The organism is Streptomyces sp. BI87, assembly GCF_025957665.1.
In the GTDB taxonomy this organism is placed as follows: domain Bacteria; phylum Actinomycetota; class Actinomycetes; order Streptomycetales; family Streptomycetaceae; genus Streptomyces; species Streptomyces albidoflavus.
This window is the reverse complement of the sequence record NZ_CP110079.1, coordinates 1,434,784-1,458,381: the sequence shown is the minus strand read 5'-3', so window position 1 is coordinate 1,458,381 and position 23,598 is coordinate 1,434,784. Positions and strand designations below refer to the sequence as shown.

The 23,598-nt window shown below is 74.5% G+C and carries 19 protein-coding genes; 16 read left to right on the top strand and 3 right to left on the bottom strand.

Annotated elements, in window-relative coordinates:
• Window positions 1–245 precede the first annotated feature (245 nt).
• The 8 genes from OIM89_RS06160 to OIM89_RS06125 all read left to right on the top strand — a co-directional run bounded on the left by OIM89_RS06160 (window position 246) and on the right by OIM89_RS06125 (window position 8,730).
• Window positions 246–980, top strand: coding sequence for a DUF1684 domain-containing protein (locus OIM89_RS06160; RefSeq protein ID WP_175457472.1), 735 nt, complete (start codon window positions 246–248; stop codon window positions 978–980).
• A 70-nt stretch (window positions 981–1,050) separates the two neighbouring features.
• Window positions 1,051–2,580: an ABC transporter substrate-binding protein gene (locus tag OIM89_RS06155; protein WP_226964487.1), complete on the top strand. Its 1,530-nt coding sequence runs from the start codon at window positions 1,051–1,053 to the stop codon at window positions 2,578–2,580.
• A 9-nt stretch (window positions 2,581–2,589) separates the two neighbouring features.
• Window positions 2,590–3,555, top strand: a complete 966-nt coding sequence (locus OIM89_RS06150) for an ABC transporter permease (RefSeq protein ID WP_030699992.1) — start codon at window positions 2,590–2,592, stop codon at window positions 3,553–3,555.
• A complete protein-coding gene (locus OIM89_RS06145) occupies window positions 3,552–4,418 on the top strand; it encodes an ABC transporter permease (protein WP_030699993.1) in 867 nt (288 codons plus the stop codon). The genes OIM89_RS06150 and OIM89_RS06145 overlap by 4 nt, the downstream gene beginning before the upstream one ends.
• Window positions 4,415–5,215, top strand: coding sequence for an ATP-binding cassette domain-containing protein (locus OIM89_RS06140; RefSeq protein ID WP_030699994.1), 801 nt, complete (start codon window positions 4,415–4,417; stop codon window positions 5,213–5,215). The genes OIM89_RS06145 and OIM89_RS06140 overlap by 4 nt, the downstream gene beginning before the upstream one ends.
• Window positions 5,216–5,552: 337 nt before the next feature.
• Window positions 5,553–6,332 (top strand): ABC transporter ATP-binding protein, encoded by a 780-nt coding sequence (locus tag OIM89_RS06135; RefSeq protein WP_226964489.1) that lies wholly within the window; start codon window positions 5,553–5,555, stop codon window positions 6,330–6,332.
• A 49-nt stretch (window positions 6,333–6,381) separates the two neighbouring features.
• Window positions 6,382–6,951 carry a GNAT family N-acetyltransferase gene (locus OIM89_RS06130; protein ID WP_030699913.1) on the top strand — a complete coding sequence of 190 codons (570 nt, stop codon included), beginning with the start codon at window positions 6,382–6,384 and terminating at the stop codon, window positions 6,949–6,951.
• An 84-nt stretch (window positions 6,952–7,035) separates the two neighbouring features.
• Window positions 7,036–8,730: a proline--tRNA ligase gene (locus OIM89_RS06125; protein ID WP_175457469.1), complete on the top strand. Its 1,695-nt coding sequence runs from the start codon at window positions 7,036–7,038 to the stop codon at window positions 8,728–8,730.
• A 570-nt stretch (window positions 8,731–9,300) separates the two neighbouring features.
• Here OIM89_RS06125 and OIM89_RS06120 read toward each other — a convergent pair.
• The 3 genes from OIM89_RS06120 to OIM89_RS06110 are packed head-to-tail and all read right to left on the bottom strand — an operon-like array spanning window position 9,301 to window position 11,279.
• Window positions 9,301–10,191: an aminoglycoside phosphotransferase family protein gene (locus OIM89_RS06120; RefSeq protein WP_226964490.1), complete on the bottom strand. Its 891-nt coding sequence runs from the start codon at window positions 10,189–10,191 to the stop codon at window positions 9,301–9,303.
• Window positions 10,192–10,215: 24 nt separating this feature from the next.
• Window positions 10,216–10,734, bottom strand: coding sequence for a ferritin-like domain-containing protein (locus OIM89_RS06115; protein ID WP_051727330.1), 519 nt, complete (start codon window positions 10,732–10,734; stop codon window positions 10,216–10,218).
• Window positions 10,731–11,279, bottom strand: coding sequence for a hypothetical protein (locus OIM89_RS06110; RefSeq protein WP_226964491.1), 549 nt, complete (start codon window positions 11,277–11,279; stop codon window positions 10,731–10,733). Before OIM89_RS06110 ends, OIM89_RS06115 begins: the two co-directional genes overlap by 4 nt.
• A 280-nt stretch (window positions 11,280–11,559) precedes the next feature.
• Here OIM89_RS06110 and rimP point away from each other — a divergent pair, with 280 nt between their 5' ends.
• The 8 genes from rimP (at window position 11,560) to OIM89_RS06070 (ending at window position 23,560) form a co-directional block, all read left to right on the top strand.
• On the top strand, window positions 11,560–12,084 hold the full coding sequence (rimP, locus tag OIM89_RS06105; protein WP_030699908.1) for a ribosome maturation factor RimP: 525 nt from the start codon (window positions 11,560–11,562) through the stop codon (window positions 12,082–12,084).
• 2 nt (window positions 12,085–12,086) lie between these two features.
• Entirely contained in the window at window positions 12,087–13,145 is a 1,059-nt protein-coding gene (nusA, locus tag OIM89_RS06100) for a transcription termination factor NusA (RefSeq protein ID WP_047470675.1), read from the top strand.
• A gap of 175 nt (window positions 13,146–13,320) precedes the next feature.
• Window positions 13,321–13,611: a YlxR family protein gene (locus OIM89_RS06095; protein WP_026048256.1), complete on the top strand. Its 291-nt coding sequence runs from the start codon at window positions 13,321–13,323 to the stop codon at window positions 13,609–13,611.
• A gap of 145 nt (window positions 13,612–13,756) precedes the next feature.
• Window positions 13,757–16,774, top strand: coding sequence for a translation initiation factor IF-2 (gene infB, locus OIM89_RS06090; protein WP_026235313.1), 3,018 nt, complete (start codon window positions 13,757–13,759; stop codon window positions 16,772–16,774).
• A gap of 180 nt (window positions 16,775–16,954) precedes the next feature.
• A complete protein-coding gene (locus tag OIM89_RS06085) occupies window positions 16,955–17,248 on the top strand; it encodes a DUF503 domain-containing protein (RefSeq protein WP_023416713.1) in 294 nt (97 codons plus the stop codon).
• 53 nt (window positions 17,249–17,301) lie between these two features.
• The gene (rbfA, locus tag OIM89_RS06080; protein WP_003951191.1) at window positions 17,302–17,763 is read left to right on the top strand and encodes a 30S ribosome-binding factor RbfA; all 462 of its coding nucleotides are present in this window, start codon (window positions 17,302–17,304) and stop codon (window positions 17,761–17,763) included.
• Window positions 17,760–18,665: a tRNA pseudouridine(55) synthase TruB gene (gene truB / locus OIM89_RS06075; protein ID WP_226964493.1), complete on the top strand. Its 906-nt coding sequence runs from the start codon at window positions 17,760–17,762 to the stop codon at window positions 18,663–18,665. Before rbfA ends, truB begins: the two co-directional genes overlap by 4 nt.
• Before the next feature lie 230 nt (window positions 18,666–18,895).
• A complete protein-coding gene (locus OIM89_RS06070) occupies window positions 18,896–23,560 on the top strand; it encodes a trypsin-like peptidase domain-containing protein (RefSeq protein ID WP_264491058.1) in 4,665 nt (1,554 codons plus the stop codon).
• The last annotated feature ends 38 nt before the right edge of the window (window positions 23,561–23,598 follow it).

The window sequence follows — 23,598 nt, the reverse complement described above, 5'->3', positions numbered from 1 at the left end:
CACGCACCATGCCCGCGCACAGGAAACACCAGGTCGCCCGCCCCGTGACCGCCCCGCACGCGCGCCCCGTACCTGCCCCGTCCCCGACACCCGCCCCCGCGCCCAAACCCCCGCCCGCGACACCCCTCGTCTCACCCCTTGACCCCATTTGACATTAGCCACCCTTATAGTCGATAAAGAAAGACCTTTGGGGGTGGTTTCACGCCAAGTGAATCCAGCCAGGCGACGAGCTGAATGAGTGCCGCATGTCCGAGCGTTCCGTGTCCGCAGCCGAGCCGGCCCGCAGCGCTGCGGAGCAGGAGTGGGAGCAGTGGCGTGCCGACCGCCTGCGCGCGCTCCGCGCCCCACAGGGCAACCTCGCCCTGGTGGAGACCGCCTGGCTGCCCGACGGTGAGCGCCCCGATCTGGAGGCGGCCTCCCGCGGCCTCCCGGACGGCGTCACCCTGACCACCGTGCGCCGCACCGACCTGGTCACCGGCGCCCCGGAGTACGCGATCCGCCGCTGGGACGCCGCCTCGCCCGCGCTGCGCGCCTTCGACGGCGTCGAGACGTACCCGTACGACCCGGCCTGGGTGCTGGAGGCGGAGTACACCCCCGTCGAGGGCGCCCGGAAGGTGCCGTTCGAGCACATCCGGGACAACGGCGGATCGCGCGAGCTGGTCGTGCCGGGCGACATCACCCTCACCGTCGGCGGCACCGCGTACACGCTGAGCGCCTTCGACGACGACGGCACCCTGCTCCTCGTCTTCGGCGATCCGACCAACGGGAACGGGACCTACGGCGCGGGCCGCTTCCTCTTCGTGCCGCACGACGGGGAGAGCCGGCGCGTGGTGCTCGACTTCAACCGGGCCTTCGTGCCGCCGTGCGGCTTCTCGGACCAGTACAACTGTCCGATGCCGCCGCGGCAGAACCGCTTCCACCTGCCCGTCGAGGCCGGCGAGAAGCGCCCCGTCTTCCGCGACGGCGCCCCGGCGCACTGAGCGCCCCGCACGCCCCCGTTCTCCGCCCCGTACGGCGCGCTCCCGCGCCGCAGCACGAAAGCACGCAGCGATGAAACTGAAGAAGCCTGCCGTTGTCGGCGTCGCCTCCGCCGCCGTCCTCTCCCTCGCGCTGACCGCCTGCGGCGGCGGCTCGGGCTCCTCCGCCGACGGTTCCGGCGGCGGCAAGCACGACAAGGACGCCACCGTCAACATCGGCTCTCTCTACGAGCCGCAGAACCTCAGCAACACCGCAGGCGGCGGCCAGGGCGTCACCGAGGCGCTCGCCGGGAACGTCTACGAGGGCCTCTTCCAGCTCACCGACAAGGGCGACGTCGAGAAGCTCCTCGCCGAGGACCACCAGGTCAGCGATGACGGCCTGACGTACACCTTCACCCTGCGCGACGGCGTGAAGTTCCACTCCGGCAAGGCGCTGACCAGCGAGGACGTCAAGTACAGCCTGGAGCGCGTGATAGCCGACGACTCCCAGTCCGCCCGCAAGGCGAACCTGGAGGTCATGGAGAAGATCGAGGCGCCCGACGCGCGCACGGTCAAGGTCACCCTCTCCGAGAAGTCGATCTCCTTCCTCTACAACCTCAGCTACGTCTGGGTCGTCAACGCCGACGCCGACCCCGAGAAACTGAAGACCAGCGAGGACGGCACCGGCCCGTACACCCTCGGCAAGTGGACCCGCGGTTCGGCGCTCAGCCTCGACCGGTTCGACGGCTACTGGGGCGACGCCGCGCAGAACAAGCAGGCCGTCTTCCGGTACTACAAGGACGCCAACGCGCTCAACAACGCGCTGCTCACCAACGCCGTGGACGTGGTGACGAGCCAGCAGAGCCCGGACGCCCTCGACCAGTTCGAGAACAACGGCAACTACGACGTGAACGACGGCGACTCCACCACCAAGCTGCTGCTCGCCTTCAACGACCGCGTCAAGCCCTTCAAGGACACCAAGGTCCGCCAGGCCGTCTCCGCCGCCATCGACGACGAGAAGCTGCTCGAATCGGTCTGGGGCGGCTACGGAAAGCCGATCGGCTCCATGGTCCCGCCGACCGACCCCTGGTACGAGGACCTCACCGGCGTCGACGCGCACGACACCGCCAAGGCGAAGAAGCTGCTGGCCGAGGCCGGGTACGAGAAGGGCTTCAGCTTCACGCTCGACACGCCCAACTACGACCCGCACCCGACCGCCGCGACCTTCATCAAGTCCGAACTGGCCAAGGTCGGCGTCACCGTCAAGATCAACACGATCACGCCCGACGAGTGGTACACGAAGGTCTACAAGAACCACGACTTCGAGGCGACGCTCCAGGAGCACGTCAACGACCGCGACCTCGTCTGGTACGGCAACCCCGACTTCTACTGGGGCTACGACAACCCGCAGGTCACCCGGTGGGTCAAGGAGGCCGAGCAGGCCGACACCACCGAGCAGCAGACCGAACTGCTGAAGAAGGTCGCCCGGAAGACCGCCGAGGAGGCGGCGAGCGACTGGCTCTACCTGTACCCGCAGATCGTCGTCGCCCACAAGAACCTCAGCGGCTACCCGGTCAACGGCCTCAACTCCCAGTTCTTCGTCCGCGCCATCAAGAAGAGCTGACCTGCCCCGATGCTCTCCTACCTGCTGCGCCGCCTCGGCTTCCTGCTCGTCTCGCTGGCCCTCGCCAGCGTGGTGCTCTTCCTGCTCCTGCGGACGCTGCCCGGCGACCCCGCCAACGCGCTCACCTCGGTCGGCGCCACCCCCGAGCAGATCGAGGCGGCGCGGCAGGCCATCGGCACCGACAGACCCGTCCCCGAGCAGTTCGTCCACTGGCTCTCCCAGCTGGCCACCGGCGACCTCGGCACCTCCTTCGTCAGCTCCCTGCCGGTGGCCCCCGAGGTCACCGCCCGGCTCGACGTGACGCTGCCGCTGACCGGCGCCGCCTTCCTGCTCGCCGTACTCGTCGCGGTGCCCGCCGGGTTCCTCGCGGCGTACCGCTCCCGCACCTGGTACGGGGCGGCGCTGAGCGCCGTCTCCCAGCTCGGCATCGCCGTGCCCGTCTTCTGGCTCGGCATGATCCTCATCGCCGTCTTCGCCCTCAACCTCGGCTGGCTCCCCGCCGGAGGCTTCCCGCAGGACGGCTGGGCGGACCCCGGCGCCGCCTTCGAGGCCCTGGTGCTCCCCGTGATCACCGTCGCCCTCGTCATGTCCGCCTCGCTCATCCGCTACGTCCGCTCCGCCACCCTCGACGTGCTGGGCAGCGACTACCTGCGCACCGCCCGGGCGCTCGGCTCCTCCTTCGGCCGCGCCATGTGGCGCCACGGCCTGCGCAACGCCTCCGTCCCCGTCATCTCGGTCCTCGGCATGGAGCTGGCCTCCACCCTCCTCGGCGCCGTCGTCGTCGAGTCGGTCTTCGCGCTGCCCGGCCTCGGCTCGCTGCTGGCGACCGGGATCGCCCAGCACGACTACCCGGTCATCCAGGGCGTCCTGTTCGTCTCCACCCTCGCCGTGCTGCTCATCGGTTTCGCCGCCGACCTGGTGCAGCGCCTCATCGACCCGCGGCTGCGCGGCCGGCTCTCGGGAGGGGCCCGATGACGACCCCCGTACCCCCGGTCACCGAGCTGCCCGGCAAGCCCCGCAGCCGCCCCCGCCGCTCCGCGACCCTGGTCACCGGCTGCGTCCTCACCGGCCTCGTCGCGCTGCTGGCGCTCATATCCGTCGTCTGGCTGCCCTACGAGCCCGACGACACCTCCGGCGGCCGCCTCGCCCCGCCCGGCGACGGCCACCTGCTCGGCACCGACAAGCTCGGCCGCGACCTCTTCACCCAGGTGATGAACGGCTCCCGGATCGCCTGGGAGGCCGGACTCGGCTCCGTCGCCATCGCCGCCGTACTCGGCATCACCCTCGGCGTGCTCGCCGCCTACGCGCAGGGGTGGCTGGACGACACGGTCTCGGCGCTCCTGGACATCCTCATCGCCTTCCCGACGCTGCTGCTGGCGATGCTCATCGTCGCCGCGCGGGACGCGACGCTGGGCTCCGCGATCCTCGCGATCGGCCTCGCCCAGAGCGCCGTCGTCGCCCGCCTCACCCGCATCCTCGTCAAGCGCGTCCTCGCCCAGGACTACATCACCGCCGCCCGCACCTCCGGTACGAGCCGCCCGCGCATCGTCGCCGCGCACATCCTGCCCAACATCTGGCCGACCCTTGTCGTGAACCTCGCCCTCCAGTTCGGCCTCGCCGTCCTCGCCGAGGCCGGCCTGTCCTACCTCGGCCTCGGCGCGCCCCCGCCCAACGCCTCGTGGGGCGGCATGCTCCAGCAGGCCCAGGCGACCTTCACCACCGCCCCGGCCGGGGCCATCGCCCCCGGCGTGCTCCTCGTCGTCCTGGTCGTCGGCGTCAACCTCATCGCCGACGGCCTCCGCGACACCCTCGACCCAGCCCGCCGGAGGTCCGCATGACCCTGCTCGACGTGCGCGGCCTGACCGTACGGACCGACGAGAACCACGCCCTCGTCGACGACCTCACCTTCACCGTCGGCGCGGGGCAGCGGCTCGGCCTGATCGGTGAGTCGGGGTCCGGCAAGTCCCTCACCTCCCTGGCCGTGCTCGGGCTGCTGCCGCCCGGAATGACGGCGACCGGTTCGGTACGGCTGGCGGGGACCGAGGTCGTGGGGGCGCGGGAGAAGGCGCTGACCGAGCTGCGGGGGAGGCGCGCCTCCGTGGTCTTCCAGGAGCCGCTGACCGCCCTGGACCCGCTGATGAGGGTGGGGCGCCAGATCGCCGAACCGCTGCGCCGCCGCACCGGGCTCAAGGGCGACGCGCTCCGCAAGGCCGTCGCCGACGCCCTGGACCAGGTACGGCTGCCCGACCCGCGCCGCATCGCCAGGGCCTTCCCGCACGAGATCTCCGGCGGCCAGCGCCAGCGCGTCGCCCTCGCCATGGCCCTCGCCTGCGAACCCGACCTGCTCATCGCCGACGAGCCGACCACCGCGCTCGACGTCACCGTCCAGGCAGACATGCTCGACCTCCTCGACAGCCTGGTCCGCGAACGCTCCATGTCCCTGCTCTTCGTCAGCCACGACCTCGCCGTCGTCTCCCGGATCACCGACAGCGTCCTCGTCCTGCGCCACGGCCGCGCCGTCGAGACAGGCACCGTCGAGGACCTGGTGCACCGGCCGCGCGACTCGTACACGGCGGCCCTCGTGGAGAGCGCGCGGAAGCTGGAGTCGGCGCTGGACGTGGGGGGCGGGGGATGACGGCGGGACGTGGCGGGGTGGGCGCGCGGGGCCTGTTCCGTGGGGCGGTGCGGGGCGACGGGGCGCGCCCCGTACGTCGCGCGCGACCTGCGGAAATGTGGACACCGGAGGCGCATCCCGCCGCCCCGTGCGGGGCGGCGGCGCCCCGCGCTCCGTACGCCGCCCCGCACCGGCCCCACGTCGCGCGCGACCTGCGGAAACGCACACATCGACGGGGCGCCCCGCTGCCCCGTACGCTCCGTATGCCCCGTCCCGCCGTCCCCGCGAGGCAGACGCCCGTGCGGCCCCGTCGCGCGCCCCGTACCCCCGCCCCCAGCCACCCCCACCGGAGCCCCCGATGACCGCCCCCGTCCTCGCCCTGGACGCCGTCTCGTACACGTACCGGAACGCCGCGCGCCCCGTCGTCGAAGGCATCGACGTCGCCGTGGAGGCGGGGCGGAGCCTTGCCCTCGTCGGGGAGTCAGGGGCGGGCAAGACCACCCTGTTGCGGCTGCTGCTCGGTCTGGAGAAGCCGACCGAGGGCACCGTGCGCTTCGACGGGGCGCCGCTCGCACTGCGTGACCGGGCGCAGATGCGGAGGTTCCGGCGCAGCGTGCAGTGCGTGTTCCAGGACCCGTACTCCTCGCTCGACCCGCGCAGGCGCGTAGGGACCTCGGTCGCCGAGCCGCTCCGTTCGCTCGGTTTCGACTCCGCCGCGACTGCCGCGCCCAAGGTCGCCGCCGCGCTGGAAGCGGTCGGGCTGCCCGCCGACACCGCCTCGCGCTACCCGCACGAGTTCTCCGGCGGCCAGCGGCAGCGCATCGCGATCGCCCGCGCCACGGTCTGCTCCCCGCGCGTCCTGCTGGCCGACGAACCGGTCAGCGCCCTCGACGTCACCACCCGCGTCAAGGTCGTCGATCTTCTGGCGCGGCTCAAGGAGGAGCAGGGCCTGACCATCGTGATGGTCTCCCACGACCTGTCCGTCGTCGCCACCCTCTGCGAGCGCACCGCCGTCCTCGACCGCGGCCGCGTCGTGGAGCAGGGCGACACCGCGCAAGTCCTGGGTGCGCCCCGTGACCCTTACACCCGCAAGCTCCTCACCAGCGTGCCCAGGCTGCCCCGCGCACAGGACGCCTGAGGGGGCCGCGCGGGCCCGCACCGCGACCGCGCCGGGTAGGGTCGCCGCCATGGCACGCCTCCCCGGGGACCGGACCCGGAATCCGGAACACCTCACGATCGGCCCCCTCGACCTCGCGGCCCGGGTGGACGAGGCACTGGAGGTGCAGGCCGTCGCCTTCGGTCTCGGCGCGGAGGAGGTCGCGGTCCGCCGCCACATCGTCCTGCGCCATCTCGACTGCCCCGGCGCCCGCGCGCTGGGCGCCACCACGCCCACGGGGCGACTGGCCGGCTTCGTCTACGGCATGCCCAACAACCGGGGCCACTGGTGGTCCACCGTCGTCGAGTCCTACCTGCGGGCTCAGGGCAACGACGCCTGGCTCGACGGCTCGTTCGTCATCACCGAGCTGCACGTCCACCCCGCGTACCAGGGCCGGGGCGCCGGACGGGGCCTCATCACGGCGCTCACCGACACCTGCGGCCTCGACCGGTCGATCCTCTCCGCCATCGACACCGACAGCCCGGCCCGCCGCCTGTACCGCTCACTGGGTTACACCGACCTCGCCCGACAGGTCCTTTTCCCCAGCGCACCGCGCCCGTACGCGGTCATGGGCGCCCCGCTGCCCCTGCCCCGGAGCTGACCGAGGCGGAGAACCGATTTCCGCCAGCCCCACGCCCGGGGCTAACCTCCTGGACGAGTCACCCTTTCCCTCCAGGAGTTCATCATGGCCCAGGTCCAGCGCATGTCCCGGTTGATGGTCAAGACACTGCGCGACGACCCGGCCGACGCCGAGACGATCAGCCACAAGCTGCTGGTCCGCGCCGGCTACGTGCGCCGCACCGCCGCGGGCATCTGGTCGTGGCTGCCGCTCGGCAAGAAGGTCCTCGACAACATCTCGCACATCGTCCGCGAGGAGATGGACGCCATCGGCGCCCAGGAGGTCCTGCTGCCGGCCCTGCTGCCCAAGGAGCCCTACGAGGCGTCCGGCCGCTGGGAGGAGTACGGCGACCTGCTGTTCCGCCTCAAGGACCGCAAGGGCGCCGACTATCTCCTCGGCCCCACCCACGAGGAGATCTTCACCCAGGTCGTCAAGGACCAGTGCACGTCCTACAAGGACCTGCCGGTGATGCTCTACCAGATCCAGACCAAGTACCGCGACGAGGCCCGCCCCCGCTCCGGCGTCCTGCGCGGCCGCGAGTTCCAGATGAAGGACTCGTACTCGTTCGACACCACGGACGAGGGCCTGGAGGAGTCGTACCAGCTCCACCGCGCCGCGTACCAGAAGATCTTCGCGCGCCTCGGCCTCGACTACCGCATCGTCTCGGCCGTCTCCGGTGCCATGGGCGGCTCGGCCTCCGAGGAGTTCCTCGCCCCCGCGCCGGCCGGTGAGGACACCTTCGCGGACTGCCCGAACTGCTCCTACGCCGCCAACACCGAGGCCGTCACCTTCGCGCTCGCCCCGGTCGAGGGCGCCGAGCACGGCCCCGTCGAGGTGCTGGACACCCCCGACACCCCGACCATCGAGACGCTCGCAGCCCACCTCGGCGTGCCCGCCTCCGCGACGCTGAAGAACCTGCTGGTCAAGGTCGACGGCGAGATCGTCGCCGTCGGCGTACCGGGCCACCGCGACGTCGACCTGGGCAAGCTCGGCGAGCACCTGGCGCCCGCCGAGGTCGAGCTCGTCACCGCCGAGGACTTCGAGGGCCGCCCCGACCTGGTCCGTGGCTACGTCGGCCCGCAGGGCCTGGACAAGGTCCGCTACATCGCCGACCCGCGCGTCGCCCCCGGCACCGCCTGGGTCACCGGAGCCAACGAGGACGGCAAGCACGCCCGCAACGTCGTCGCCGGCCGCGACTTCGAGGTCGACGACTACCTCGACGTGGTCGTCGTCGAGGACGGCGACCCCTGCCCCAACTGCGGCAGCGGCCTCAAGCTGGACCGCGCCATCGAGATCGGCCACATCTTCCAGCTGGGCCGCAAGTACGCCGACACCTTCCAGCTCGACGTCCTCGGCCAGCAGGGCAAGCCGGTCCGCGTGACCATGGGCTCCTACGGCATCGGCGTCTCGCGCGCCGTGGCCGCCCTCGCCGAGCAGACCGCGGACGGCCAGGGGCTGTGCTGGCCCGCCGAGGTCGCTCCCGCCGACGTGCACGTGGTCGCCGCGGGCAAGGCGCTCCAGACGGAGCTGGCGCTCGAGGTCTCCGAGAAGCTGAACGCCGCCGGAGTCCGCGTCCTCGTCGACGACCGCGCCGGGGTCTCGCCGGGCGTGAAGTTCACCGACGCCGAACTCATCGGCGTCCCGAAGATCCTCGTCGCCGGCCGACGCAGCGCCGACGGCATCGTGGAACTGAAGGACCGCCGCACCGGCGAGCGCGAGGAACTCCCCGTCGCCGAGGCCGTCGCCCGCCTCACCGCCTGACCTTCCCCGCACCCATTACGGCCCCCGCCGCCCGGCACACCGCCGCCGGACGACGGGGGCCGCGGTGCGCGCCGTACGGGGTGTCGAACCGCACCAGACGACGCCGTCGGTAGGGTGCGACGGGGCGGGGGAGACCCTTACCCGGCCGTGCCCCGTCGCGCTCAGCACGGGGCGGCAGGGCTCCGTCCGGGGCGAGGCTTGTACAGGGCTTCGGGGCGGCTGAGCCCCTTACCGCCCCGTAGAGCGGCGCGGTTCACGCGCATCGCCGGCCGCCACCGCACCCGCCGTCCCAGGCGCGGAGGACGTCGCGCGGCGTTGCGTCGCCGTCAGGGGCTCAGGTACCTGCCCGCCCGCCCCAGGCTCCGCTCCCCTCTACGGGGCGGCTTTGTACGGGTCTACGGGGCGGAGGTGCCCCTTACCAGTCGGCCACGCAGCCGCCCCGCCCCGGCCGCACCCAGCACGGAGCGGAGCCTCGCCCCCGCCCCCGTCCCGCTGTACGAGCCCACGGAGCGGCGATGCCCCTTACCGCACCGTGCCCCGCCCCGCAGCCCCACCGACGCCGCCCCCGGCCTACAACCACCCCGCGTACTCCAACAGCACCTCACCCATCGCCCTCTGCCCCCGCCGCAGCGCGGCCACGCCGCCATACACGGCGCGGAAGACGGTCCAGGCGTGCAGGCGTTCGCGGTCTACGTCCAGGGAGTCGGCGAGGCGGGAGAGTCGGCGGCGGGAGGTCGAGCCGCCGGTGTCGGCGCCGACCAGGTCCTCGACGCGGTCCAGGCCGAGGCGGGCCAGGTCGTAGGCGCGTTCGCCGGTGACGGGGGACGGGCCGACGGCCAGCCACGGGGCGCGGTCGCCGGCCAGGACCTTGCCCTGTCCGTACGCTCCGTGCAGCAGCAGTTCCTCGGGCGGGCCGGCGAGCAGGGCCGTGCGGGCGGCGAGGGCGGCGTCGACGAGCGGGCGGTACATCCCGGGCGCCGCTTCCAGCGTGGCGGCCTGCGCGGCGGTGCGTTCCGCCACCGTGGGGAGACCGTTCTCGGCGGGTGGCTCCACCCAGAGCTTGCGGAGGGTGTCGGCGGCCTCCAGGAGCGCCTTGGCCTGCGCCAGCGACCGCAGCGACACGTCCGGGCGCAGCCGTTCCAGCAGCAGCGCCCCGGGCGCCGGCCGGTCCAGCAGGCGGCAGGCGCCCCACCCCTCCCACCGCTCCAGGGCCAGCGCCTCCGCCTGGGGGGCGGCCGACGGCGGGGCCAGTTTCAGCACCGCCGGCACGTCGTCCGCGAGCCGGACCAGCACCACCACGCTGCTGCGCCCGCCCGGGGCGTGCACCCGTTCCGGCGCGGCCCCGCAGGCGCCCAGCGCCTCCTCGACGAGGCCCGGCAGCCGCTCGCGCCACGCGGCGTCGCCGTCGTCGGAGGTCTCGGCCAGAGCCCGGACAAGGCGCTCCGGAGGTTCGAACGCCATCGCGGGTACGGCTCCTTCCAGCAATCAGGTCTGCGGTGCCACGGGGGCGCTCGGCTGGTCCGCGCGCTCCGTGAGCCCAGGGAAGGCTACGCTGCCGCCCCGCCAGCGCACGGCGCGGACCGCCGCCTCCCGCAGCGCCTCGGCCGCGGCCGCGCGCCGCTCGCCCTCGGTGGCCCGCACCAGATCGCCGTAGACGGCCGCCGCGCGCTCCTCCAGCTCCGCCGCCAGCCGCACCGCCGCCGCGCTGTCGGCGACCGGGAACGGCAGCGCGTACCCGGCCGCGGCGGCCTGTGGGGCGCCGCCCAGGTCGCGCGCCAGGCGCTGCCACAGGTCGCGGCGGGCCCGGTGCGCGTCGTGCGCCGTACGGGCCTCCGCGCGGCGTTCCTCGCCGATCCGGCCGCCCACCACGCCGTAGCCGTAGACCGCGGCGTGCTCGGCGCGCAGCGCCGCCTGCACCGCGCGCAGTTCGGCGCTCTCGGCGGCGTCCCCCGCCCCGTCCTCCCGCACCGCGCGCGCGGCGCTCCCGGGCGTACGCGTCGTCATTTCTTCCCCTCCGTCAGCAGAAAGGCGTGAGCCGCCCCGGCCGCCGCCGCCGAGGCAAGCAGCCGGGCCAGTTCGCCCGGCGCCTCCAGCAGGTCCTTGCCGCGCCGTGCCGCCAGGTCGCGTTCCGCGTCGGCGAGGCCGCGCAGCGCGGCCTCCGGGTCCGCCGCGGCGTGCGGCGGGACCTGCGGGGCCGGGGCGGGCGGCGCGGCGTTCGGCGGCAGCTCCTCGGCGGGGCCCGAGGTGAACGCCGACAGGTGCATCGCGACCTGCTCGCGCAGCGGCTTCAGGCGCCCCGCGAGCGGAGGGTGGGCGGCGATCACCGCGTCGTACTGGGCGAGCAGCCGCTCGCTGCCGGTCCGCGCCGCCGCCAGCAGCCGCGGCGCCGCGGCCGAACGCGCGCGCTCCGCCGCCGTGCCGCCCGGGGCGGAGCCGTCGGAGCAGCCGGTGAGCAGCGCGGCGGAGACGGCGCCGGTGACCGCGCCGGTCAGCACGGTCCTGCGGCGCGGTCCCCGGACGGACCGGGGGAGGGGTGGGGTGAGCGGCACGGCGGACGTCCTCGGGGAGCAGCGGACCGACGGGGGAACGGGGGACAGCGGCACACAGCGGGCCGGCGGCGCGGCGCGCGGAAGCCACCGCGGGAGCGCCCGGCCGCCCCGCCATGATCAAGGTACCCGCGCCCCGGCGGCCCCGCTCGGGCGGAGCCGTCCGTCCGGCGGCGCGCCCGCCGGGCCCCGTACCCGGCCGCGACACCCCCGCGGACCGGATACCCTTTGACCGGACACGCGCCCAACCCACAACAGCACACGCGGCCGAGGAGTCACCCGGATGAGTACCACGTTGAGCGACAGGCTGCGCGAGCTGATCGAGCCGCTCGTCAGCTCCCAGGAACTCGACCTGGAAGAGGTGACGGTCACCCCCGCGGGCAAGCGGCGCGTGCTGCGCGTCGTGGTGGACTCCGACGACGGCGTCCAGCTCGACACCTGCGCCGACCTCAGCCGCTCGATCTCCGCGCGTCTCGACGAGACCGACCTGATGGGCGAGGGCGAGTACGTCCTGGAGGTCACCTCCCCCGGCGCGGACCGCCCTCTGTCCGAGTACCGCCACTACGTGCGCGCCACCGGCCGGCTGGTCAAGTTCCACCTGACGCCCGACGCGGGCGCCGAGGAGCTGGTGGCCCGGATCGAGGCGGTCGACGAGGACGGGCTGGACCTGGAGGTCCCCGGGGTCAAGGGCCGCAAGCCCAAGCAGCGCCGCCTGCCGCTGAAGGACATCGCGCGGGCGCGCGTCGAGATCGAGTTCAACCGCAAGAACGCGTCCGCCGACCGGACACAGAACGAAGAGGAGGCGTAGCCGTGGACATCGACATGAGTGCCCTGCGGGGCTTGGTGCGGGAGAAGGAGATCTCCTTCGACCTGCTGGTCGAGGCGATCGAGTCGGCGCTCCTCATCGCCTACCACCGGACCGAGGGCAGCCGCCGCCAGGCGCGCGTGCGCCTGGACCGGGAGACCGGGCACGTGACGGTCTGGGCCATGGAGGACCGCGACGACCTGGAGGAGGGCGCCGAGCCCCGGGAGTTCGACGACACCCCGTCGGACTTCGGCCGGATCGCCGCCACCACCGCCAAGCAGGTGATCCTCCAGCGGCTGCGTGACGCGCAGGACGACGCCACGCTCGGCGAGTACGCGGGCCGCGAGGGCGACATCGTCACCGGTGTCGTCCAGCAGGGCCGCGACCCGAAGAACGTGCTGGTGGACATCGGCAAGCTGGAGGCCATCCTGCCGGTGCAGGAGCAGGTCCCCGGCGAGGAGTACCCGCACGGCGCCCGGCTGCGCAGCTACGTGGTGCGGGTGGCCAAGGGCGTACGCGGCCCCTCGGTCACGCTCTCGCGCACCCACCCGGGTCTGGTGAAGAAGCTCTTCGCGCTGGAGGTCCCCGAGATCGCGGACGGTTCGGTGGAGATCGCCGCCATCGCCCGTGAGGCCGGGCACCGCACCAAGATCGCCGTGCGCTCCACCCGTTCCGGGCTGAACGCCAAGGGTGCCTGCATCGGCCCGATGGGCGGCCGGGTCCGCAACGTCATGGCCGAGCTCAACGGCGAGAAGATCGACATCGTCGACTGGTCGGACGACCCCGCCGACATGGTGGCCAACGCCCTCTCGCCCGCCCGGGTGAGCAAGGTCGAGGTCGTGGACTTCGCGGCGCGCTCCGCCCGCGTCACCGTTCCCGACTACCAGCTGTCGCTCGCCATCGGCAAGGAGGGCCAGAATGCCCGCCTCGCCGCCCGCCTCACCGGCTGGCGCATCGACATCCGCCCCGACACCGAGCAGCCCGGCGAGGGCGGCGAGGACCGTACGGAGGAACGCGGCGAGGACCGCGACCGCCGTCAGGAGTGGAGCCGGGACCGCCGCTGAGCCGGCCCGGACCCCGCGCGCGGCGCCGTGTGGGTGTGATGTCGCTCACGCTGCCTGCCCCCGGAGCGCACAGGGGGCGCACGGGGGCGCCCCGGGGCACGCAGGAGATCAGGAAGAGTGCCGCCCGCGCCCTGCCCCGGAGGGGTGGGGCCGGCGCGGGGAGGTAGACTTGAACGTGTCTGGCCGGACGCTTGCTCGCTCATGCCCTGAACGCACGTGCGTGGGATGCCGGGAGCGGGCGGCCAAGAACGAACTGCTGCGCATCGTCGTGGACGGGGACGCCTGCGTCCCCGATCGGCGCGGTACGCTGCCGGGCCGGGGTGCGTACATCCACCCCGTGCCGGTCTGCATCGACCAGGCGGTCCGCCGCCGCGCGTTCCCGAGGGCCTTCCGCGTCCAGGGACCGCTCGACACGACGGACGTGAGCCGGGCCGTCGAGACCGTTGCCGGCCGGGCAACACCGTAAGAGCGCCGCGTGGACCTCCCGCGCGGCCCAGGTACCTCGCGAGTTGGAAGTAGGTCGAGATTGCGATGAGCACTCGATGAGTACGCGATGAGTACGCCCATGAAGTAGCGACGGTCCGGCGCACCCCGGACCTAAAAGGAGCGAAGTGGCTAAGGTCCGGGTATACGAACTCGCCAAGGAGTTCGGCGTCGAGAGCAAGGCCGTCATGGCCAAGCTCCAAGAACTCGGTGAATTCGTCCGATCGGCGTCCTCGACCATCGAGGCGCCTGTTGTACGCAAACTGACCGATGCATTCCAGCAGGGCAACGGCGGCGGCAAGTCCGCCCCGAAGCCCGGCGCGCCGCGCAAGGCCGCGCCCAAGCCGGCCCCCGCGTCGGCCCCCTCCCCGGCTCAGGCGGCCCGTCCGGCCGCCCCGAAGCCGGCCCCCAAGCCCGCCGCCGAGAAGCCCGCGCCCGCTCCGGGCCCGCGCCCGGCGCCGGGTCCCAAGCCCGGCCCGGCGGCGCCCGCGAAGCCCGCGCCCGCGGCGCCGGAGTTCACGGCACCCCCCGCCGCTCCCGCGGCGAACGCCCCGAAGCCCGGCGCGCGTCCGGCCCCGAAGCCGGGCAACCGCCCCGCTCCCGGCGGCCAGGGCCAGCGCGGCGAGCAGGGCGGCCGTGGCGGCGAGCGCCAGGGCGCTCCGCGTCCCGGCGGCCAGGCCCCGCGTCCCGGCGGTCGTCCCGCCGGACCGCGTCCCGGCAACAACCCCTTCACCTCCGGTGGTTCCACCGGCATGGGCCGTCCGCAGGCTCCTCGTCCCGGTGGCGCCCCGCGTCCCGGCGGCGGCCAGGGCGGTCCCGGTGCTCCCCGTCCGCAGGGCGGTCCGGCCGGCGCTCCGCGTCCGCAGGGCGGCCAGGGCGGCGCGGGCCGTCCGAGCCCGGGCAACATGCCCCGGCCGCAGGCCCCGCGTCCCGGTGGTGCGGGCGGCAACCGTCCGAACCCGGGCATGATGCCGCAGCGTCCCGCCGCGGGCCCGCGTCCGGGTCCCGGTGGCCGTGGTCCCGGCGGCGGTGGCCGTCCGGGCGGTGCCGGTGCCGGACGTCCGGGTGGCGGCGGCTTCGCCGGCCGTCCCGGCGGCGGTGGCGGCGGCGGTCGTCCCGGTGGCGGCGGCGGCTTCGCCGGCCGTCCCGGTGGTGGCGGTGGCTTCGGCGGCCGTCCCGGCTTCGGTGGCCGTCCCGGCGGTCCCGGTGGCCGTGGTGGCACGCAGGGCGCCTTCGGCCGTCCCGGCGGTCCCGCGCGTCGGGGCCGCAAGTCGAAGCGGCAGAGGCGCCAGGAGTACGAGGCCATGCAGGCCCCGTCGGTCGGCGGCGTGATGCTGCCGCGCGGCGGCGGCGAGACCGTTCGCCTGTCGCGTGGTGCCTCCCTCACCGACTTCGCCGAGAAGATCAACGCCAACCCGGCGTCGCTCGTCGCGGTGATGATGAACCTCGGCGAGATGGTCACGGCCACGCAGTCGGTCTCCGACGAGACGCTGCAGCTCCTCGGCGACGAGATGAACTACACCGTTCAGATCGTCAGCCCCGAGGAGGAGGACCGCGAGCTGCTCGAGTCCTTCGACATCGAGTTCGGCGAGGACGAGGGCGGCGACGAGGCTCTCGTGGCCCGTCCTCCGGTGGTCACCGTCATGGGTCACGTCGACCACGGCAAGACCCGCCTGCTCGACGCCATCCGCAAGACCAACGTGGTGGCCGGCGAGGCCGGCGGCATCACCCAGCACATCGGTGCCTACCAGGTGGCGACCGAGGTGAACGGCGAGGACCGCCGCATCACCTTCATCGACACCCCCGGTCACGAGGCGTTCACCGCCATGCGTGCCCGTGGTGCCAAGTCGACCGACATCGCGATCCTCGTGGTGGCGGCCAACGACGGTGTCATGCCGCAGACCATCGAGGCGCTCAACCACGCCAAGGCGGCCGAGGTCCCGATCGTCGTCGCGGTCAACAAGATCGACGTCGAGGGCGCCGACCCGACCAAGGTGCGCGGCCAGCTCACCGAGTTCGGTCTGGTGGCCGAGGAGTACGGCGGCGACACGATGTTCGTCGACATCTCCGCCAAGCAGGGCGAGAACATCGAGTCCCTGCTCGAGGCCGTCGTCCTCACCGCCGACGCCTCGCTCGACCTGCGGGCCAACCCGGAGCAGGACGCGCAGGGCATCGCCATCGAGGCCCACCTCGACAAGGGCCGCGGTGCCGTCGCCACCGTGCTCGTCCAGCGCGGTACCCTCCGCGTCGGCGACACGATGGTCGCCGGTGACGCGTACGGCCGTGTCCGCGCGATGCTCGACGACAAGGGCGAGAACGTCGAGGAGGCCACTCCTTCGACCCCGGTCCTCGTGCTGGGTCTCACCAACGTCCCGGGCGCCGGCGACAACTTCCTGGTGGTCGACGAGGACCGTACGGCCCGTCAGATCGCCGAGAAGCGTGCCGCCCGCGAGCGGAACGCGGCGTTCGCCAAGCGCACCCGCCGGATCTCCTTCGAGAACCTCGACGAGGTCCTCAAGAACAGCGAGATCAAGCAGCTCAACCTCATCATCAAGGGTGACGCCTCCGGTTCCGTCGAAGCCCTGGAGTCCTCGCTGCTCCAGCTCGACGTGGGCGAAGAGGTCGACATCCGGGTGCTGCACCGCGGTGTGGGTGCGGTCACCGAGTCGGACATCGACCTGGCGATGGGCTCCGACGCCATCGTCATCGGCTTCAACGTCCGCGCGGCCGGCCGTGCCGCGCAGATGGCGGAGCGCGAGGGCGTCGACGTCCGGTACTACTCGGTGATCTACCAGGCCATCGAGGAGATCGAGGCGGCCCTCAAGGGCATGCTCAAGCCCGAGTACGAAGAGGTCGAGCTCGGTACGGCGGAGATCCGCGAGGTCTTCCGCTCGTCCAAGCTGGGCAACATCGCGGGTGTCCTCGTCCGTTCCGGCGAGGTCCGGCGCAACACCAAGGCGCGCCTGGTCCGCGACGGCAAGGTCGTGGCGGAGAACCTCAACATCGAGGGTCTGCGCCGCTTCAAGGACGACGTCACCGAGATCCGCGAAGGCTACGAGGGCGGTATCAACCTCGGAAACTTCAACGACATCAAGATCGACGACGTCATCGCGACGTACGAGATGCGCGAGAAGCCGCGCGCCTGACGCGAGGCTGCGTGATCGGGGCCGGTCGGCGGGGGAAATCCCGTCGATCGGCCCCGGCCGTTGCGTGTACGGTTCAGCTGGCTCCGCCCGCCGCGGCGGGGCCCTGACCGTGCCGCCCGCCGGACCACGTCCGGCGGCCGGGGCACCACGAACCCGTACCGGCGGGACATCCGGACACACATGTATGTGGGGACGCTCTCCTTCGATCTGCTCCTGGGCGACGTACGGTCGCTGAAGGAGAAACGCTCAGCCGTCCGCCCGATCGTCGCCGAACTCCAGCGGAAGTTCTCGGTGAGCGCGGCGGAGGTCGGCGACCAGGATCTGTACCGCAGGTGCGAGATCGGGGTCGCCATGGTGTCGGGGGACCCCGGGCACCTCTCGGACGTGCTGGACCGGTGCGAGCGGCTGGTGGCCGCCCGGCCCGAGGTGGAGCTGCTGTCCGTACGGCGGCGGTTCCACGGCGAGGATGACTGAACAACCGGGACACCGCACGGTGCCCCGTCGCACATCAAGAAGGGAACGGACCGGTGGCCGACAACGCGCGGGCCCGCAAACTGGCCGATCGCATCCAGGTCGTCGTGGCGGAGACCCTGGACCGACGCATCAAGGACCCACGGCTGGGCTTCGTCACGATCACGGACGCCCGCGTCACCGGCGACCTGCGGGAGGCCACGGTCTTCTACACGGTCTACGGTGACGACGAGGAGCGCGCCGCCTCCGCGGCCGCCCTGGAGAGCGCCAAGGGCGTCCTCCGCTCCGAGGTGGGGCGGCAGACCGGGGTGCGGTTCACGCCCACCCTCGCCTTCGTCCCCGACGCCCTGCCCGACAACGCCCGCACCATCGACGACCTGCTCGACAAGGCGCGGAACAAGGACGCCGAGGTCCGCCAGGCGTCGGCGGGCGCGAAGTTCGCCGGGGAGGCGGACCCGTACCGCAAGCCCGGCGAGGACGAGGCCGACGAGCGGGACGAGGACGACACCGCAGAATGAAGCAGTCCAGCTCGGTGCCGGACGGCCTGGTCGTCGTCGACAAGCCGTCCGGCTTCACCTCTCATGACGTCGTCGCCAAGATGCGCGGCATCGCCCGGACCCGCCGCGTGGGACACGCCGGCACCCTGGACCCCATGGCGACCGGGGTCCTCGTCCTGGGCGTGGAACGCGCGACCAAACTCCTCGGCCACCTCGCGCTGACGGAGAAGGAGTACCTGGGCACCATCCGCCTCGGCCAGACCACCGTCACCGACGACGCCGAGGGCGAGATCACCGCCTCGGCGGACGCCTCCGGCATCGACCGGTCGGCCGTGGACGCCGGGGTCGCCGAGCTGACGGGCGACATCATGCAGGTGCCGTCCAAGGTCAGCGCCATCAAGATCGACGGAAAGCGGTCGTACACCCGCGTCCGCGAGGGCGAGGAGTTCGAGATCCCGGCCCGCCCGGTCACCGTCTCGTCCTTCACCGTCTACGACGTCCGCGAGGACAAGGCCGCCGACGGCACCCCCGTCCTCGACCTGGTCGTCTCGGTCGTCTGCTCCTCGGGGACGTACATCCGGGCCCTCGCCCGCGACCTCGGCGCCTCCCTCGGGGTCGGCGGCCACCTCACCGCGCTGCGGCGCACCCGGGTGGGCCCGTACGGGCTGGACGCGGCGAGGACCCTCGAACAGCTCCAGGAGGAGCTGACCGTGATGCCCGTCGCCGAGGCGGCCGCCGCGGCCTTCCCGCGCTGGGACCTCGACGAACGGCGTGCGCAGCTCGTCCTCAACGGCGTGCGCATCGACATGCCCGAGGAGTACGCGGGCCGCGGCCCCGTGGGCGTCTTCGACCCGGCCGGGCGCTGCCTGGCCCTGGTCGAGGAGCAGAAGGGGCGCGCCAAGAGCGTCGCCGTCTTCGCCTGAACGCCCGGCCTCCGCTGTGGAGCGGTGTGTCCCTGACCCACACCACTGACCCACCGCTCCACAGCGCCCCTCCCTGAGGGGTGTTTTCCCGTACGTGCCGGCAATTCACCCTCCCGGGTAGGCGCCCGGAGTGAAGAGACGGAGCACAGGGGGCGCGTTCGGCCCACCCCGCGCCCGGTCGATCATCACCGCCCTACGGTCGGGGTGAGCGGCTGCGGAAAGGGACGACGATGCCGGTAGGGGGTCCGGAGGCGGGGCACCGGGAGGAGCGGGCAGGGCGGGGCGGCGACGCGTGCGCGGACGCCCCGGGAACGACGCCGGAGCGTGAGATCCCGCCCGGCGCGGAGGCGGGGGGCCACCCTTCACCGAAGGCCCCGCCGCCCGGCCGCGCCGAGGGGCCCGCCGGAGCGCTGCTCCACGTCGAGGACACCACGGGGCGCAGACTCGGCTGCGGCTTCCTCGCCGACGACCGGGGCACCGTCGTCACGGCGTACGAGGCGGTACGCGACGCTCCGGAACTGCTGGTGAGCCGCGCCGACGGCGCCGGGCTCGCCGGACCGGTGCGCATCGCAGCCGAAGCCGTCACCCCCCTGCCCGGGAGCGGGCTCGCCCTGCTTCGCGCGCCGGGGCTCGCGGCGGTGCCGCTGCCGGTCGCGGCCGGGGAGGCGGCACGCGGCGCCTACGTCCTGGTGGCGGCGGGGGGCTGGCGGCAGGCCCGGGTGCTGGGCCCCGCGCCGTTCGCCGGGGACGGGGCCGACGGGGCGCTCGCGGCCGGCCTCGAACTGGCCATCGGCACCGACGGCCGCAACGCCGCCAGGCCCGGCGGCGGGGCGGCCGGCGCGCCGGTGCTCGACGCCGCCACCGGGCAGGTGCTCGCGATCCTCACCCCCGCGCTGGAAGTGGGGCGCCAGGGATGCTTCGCGGTGCCGCTGCGCGCCGCCGTCCGGGACGCGCCGGACGGTGCCCTCGCCGCGCTGCTGGCACGCAACGAGGCGACCGTCCCCGCGCTCGGCGCCGGGCTCAACCTCGCGGGGGCGCTCCAGCTGACCGCGACGACGGTCGGCTCGGAGGGGCCGCAGAGCCCCACGGCGCCCCCGGTGGAACGGCCCGGCACCGCCGCGGAACTCGCCGCATTCGAGGACGGGCCCTGCCTGGTCCTCGGGCTGGTCGGGGCGCCCGGCACGGGGCGCACCACGGAGCTGGCGGCCCTCGCCGCGCGCCGCGCCGCCGGGGCGAGCCCGGCGCCGACGGTGTGGCTGCGCGGCGTGGACCTGCTCCCGGACGACCTCGACGTGGGCGACGCCGCGCGCCGTGCGCTGGCCCGCGCGGCCCGCATCGTGGAGGCGGCGGGCGGCGGGGCGCCGGACCGGGCTGCCCCGCACGAGGACGCGTCGCCCGAGGAGGTCGCGCGGCTGGCGCGCCGGGCGGGGCGCTCCCTGGTGCTGCTGCTCGACGGGCCCGAGGAGATGCCGCCCGCTCTCGCGCACCGCCTCTCCGCCTGGACGACGGGCACCGCCTCGTGGCTCGCCCGGACCGGCGCCAAGCTGGTCGTGGGATGCCGCCCCGAGTACTGGGAGCAGGTGTGCGGCCTCTTCCCCGGCGCCCTCCGCCACCGCCCCGCGGAGCCCCAGCCGGGGCGCCCCGTCACCGACTGCGTGGCGCTCGGGGACCTCCCCGAGGACGCCGCCGCGAAGGCCCGCGCCCGGTACGGCCTCGCCGACGGCCTGCTCGCCGAACGGCACGCCCGCCACCCCCTCACGCTGGGGCTCCTGGCCGACGTCCGGCGCGCCCTGCCGCCCGGGGGGCCCGACCCCGGGGGGCGGCTGGTCCCGGGCGAGGACGGCTCGGCGTTGCCGCTCGACCGCGACGCGGTCTTCTCGGCCTACCTCGACCTGATGTGCCTGCGCACGGCGGTCCGGCTCGCCGCCCCGCACGGGCTGCGCGGCACGGCACTGCGCAGGGTCGCGGCGCGGGTCGCCGGACAGCTCCACGAGGCGGCCCGCCGCTGTCTGGGGCCGGGGCAGGGGGAACTGGACCGGGAGAGCTTCGAGGCGCTGTTTCCGTGGGGCACCGGCGGCGGCCGGCTGGGGGAGCTTCCCGGGTGGGCCTCGGCGGTGCTGACCGAGGGGCTGATCATTCCGGCGGGGGCGGGGTACCGGTTCGCCCACGAGGAACTGGGGGACTGGCTCCAGGGGGCGCATCTCGATGTGGACGCGGCGCTGTCGGCGCTGGTGCACCGGTGGCGGGTGGGGGGTGCCGAGGGGGCTCGGACCGGCGATGGTGCGGGGCGCGGGGCTGCGGGGGCCGGGGCGGGGGAGACGGTGCGGGGTGCGGAGACCGGGAGTGGAGGAGCGGGGAGCGTCGGGGACGGGGCGCCGGTGGCGGACGTGGGGTACGACGCTGCGGAGGTGGGGGGTGGGCGTCGCCCGGGTGACGGGGGCGAGGAGGTGGCGCTGCCGCGTGCCACGGTGCGTCGGCGTCGGCGGATGGCTGAGCGGGCGGCGGCCGAGGCGGGGCGCGGGAGGACGCGGGGCGCCGAGGCGTCGTCGCCTGACGGGGCGTCGGAGCTACGCGACGGGGCGGCCGGACCGGGTGGCGACGGGGCGGCCGGGCGGGGCGGCGACGGGGCGGCGGAAACTGTGGGAGGTGCGGGGTACGGCGGGGCGGTCATGGTCGCGGAGGGCCCGGCCCCGGCGGAGTCCGGGCTGAGCGTCGCACACGGGGCGGGGCAGGCGGCGTCATACGGGGCGGCGGACCAGCGGAATCGCACCGCGCAGGCCACCCCGCACGCGGGGCGCGGAGTGTCGCCCGGAGGAGCGCCGACGGTTCCCCGGACGCTGCCCGTCCCCCAGCACCGCATCGGACCCGTCGTCGAGGCGCTGCTGCACCTTGCCCGGCACCGGGGTGCGGACGAACTGTCCCGTCGGCTGGCGGGTCTGATCGAGGCCGCGGACGAGTTCCTGACGGCGGGTGAACCGCCGGCCGAGCCGGAAGCGCGGGTCCCGCGCCAGCAGGGGTCGCCCGATCGAGAGCACGCGACACGCCTGGTTGACGACTGGGCGGAGGGCGGCGAGGCGGGGGCGGGCGGCCCAGCCGGTGGCACCGGACCGTTCGGTGTGCGGGACGCGGCGGAGGACATCGCCGCGCCGGGTCCGCGCGGTGGGCCGGGCGGAACGGCCACGTCGCGCCCCTCCGCCGAGTACGTCGCGGAGCCCTCCGCCCCGTCCACCGCGGACTCCTCCGCCCCGCACTCCACGCCGCCCCGTACGGGGCGCGCGACCTGGGAGAACGCGGCCACGCCCCGCGCCCGCGGAGCCGCCCCGCGCCGCCCCGACGGGGCGGGCGCAGGCGCGGACCCGCGCCCCGCGCTGGCCCCGTGGTGGGCGGTGCGGCTGCTCGGCGAGACGCTGCTCCGGCTGCCCGACTGCACGCCGTACCTCGGGGTGCTCCGGGTGCTCGCCGGGTGGGTCGTCGAGCGAGCCCGGGAGCGGGGGGTGCCGCAGGACTTCGGGCCGTGGTTCTGGACGGCGCTCGCGCTGCCCGCCGAGGAGCGGGCCGATCTGCTGCGGCGGCTCGTGGTGGCGGACGGCACGGGCGGCGACGACCGGTTCCTGGCTGCCGCCGGTGAGTTCCTGGTGGCCGACGCCCGGACCGCGCAGCCCTTGCTGTGCGCCTGGTTCGTCGACGACCGGCGGCTGCCGGCCCTGCCCGCCGCGACCGTCGCCACGGCCGCCCAGGCCCTGCTGTACACGCACCGCGAGGGCCACGCCGACACCCTCGTCGACGCCCTGGTCGCCGACGGACACGAGCGCGCCGACGAACTGCTCTCCACTCTCGCCCAGGAGGACCCCGGCGCTGTCTGCCGCGGCGTGGCCCGCTGGTCCGTCGACCCGCGCCCCGCGCGCCGCGTCGCCGCCGTCGCCTACGGACTGCGGGCCGCCCCGTACGCCGCGTCCGGGGCCGACCGCGAACTGCTCCGGGTCGCCGCCGCGACGCTGCTCTCCCGCACCGCCGACGCCGCCCTGCACGGCGGGGCGCTGGCCCTCCTCGTACGGGACCCGGTCAGCCGCGGGCGGTACGTCGAGCAGGCGGCCGCGCGGTTCGCCGCCGCCCACGACCCGCAGTTGACCGCCGCCGCGCTGGGCGTCGCCCTGGCCACCCACCCCGGCCCCGTCCTGGACGCCTTCCGGCGCCGGCTCGCCGCCCCCGGCAGCCAGGCGGGTGACGTGCTCCGGGTGCTGGCCGAGGAGACGGCGCCCGCCGTGGCCGCCCCCGCGACGGCGTTCGCGGGGGAGTTGCTCCGGGCGCGCCCCGACACGGCGGGCCACGTCGCGGCCTACGCCGAACGCCGTCTGGCGCGGGGTGGGGCCGACGCGGAGGTGGGCGCGCTGGTCCGCGCCGCGTTCCGTACCGGGCCGCCCTCCGTCCGCGCCGCGCTGGCGCCTCTCGTGGCGGCGCCGGGCGACGCCCCCGGCGCCGCGCTCCGTGGCGACCTGCTGGAGGAACTGCTCCGGGAGGAGACCCACCCCGACGTCCTCGAAGCGCTCATCGTCGCGCTGGTCGTCCGCCACGACGCGCGCCCCGGCGCGGCGCCGGGGGAGCGGGACGGACACGCCGCGCGGCTGCGGAGCGCGGTCCTGCGCGTGGGGACGGTGCTGGCCCGGGGCCCGGAGGGCGGGCGGCGGCTCGACCGGCGCCTGGCGGAGCTGGCCAGGACGGTGCCGGGATTCGCCGCGTATGCCCTGGCCTGGTACGACGAGGACCCGACGGTGTGGCGTGCCCTCGTCGGCTCCGGTGGGCTGAGGACGATCGAGGGCGTGGCGGCGTCCGGCGCCCGTACGGCGCCGGCCGGGACGCCCGATGCGGAGCGCGTACCGTCGGCATGGCACTCTTAGACCTGCGAAGACGCCCACTATCACACACAGGTTCGACG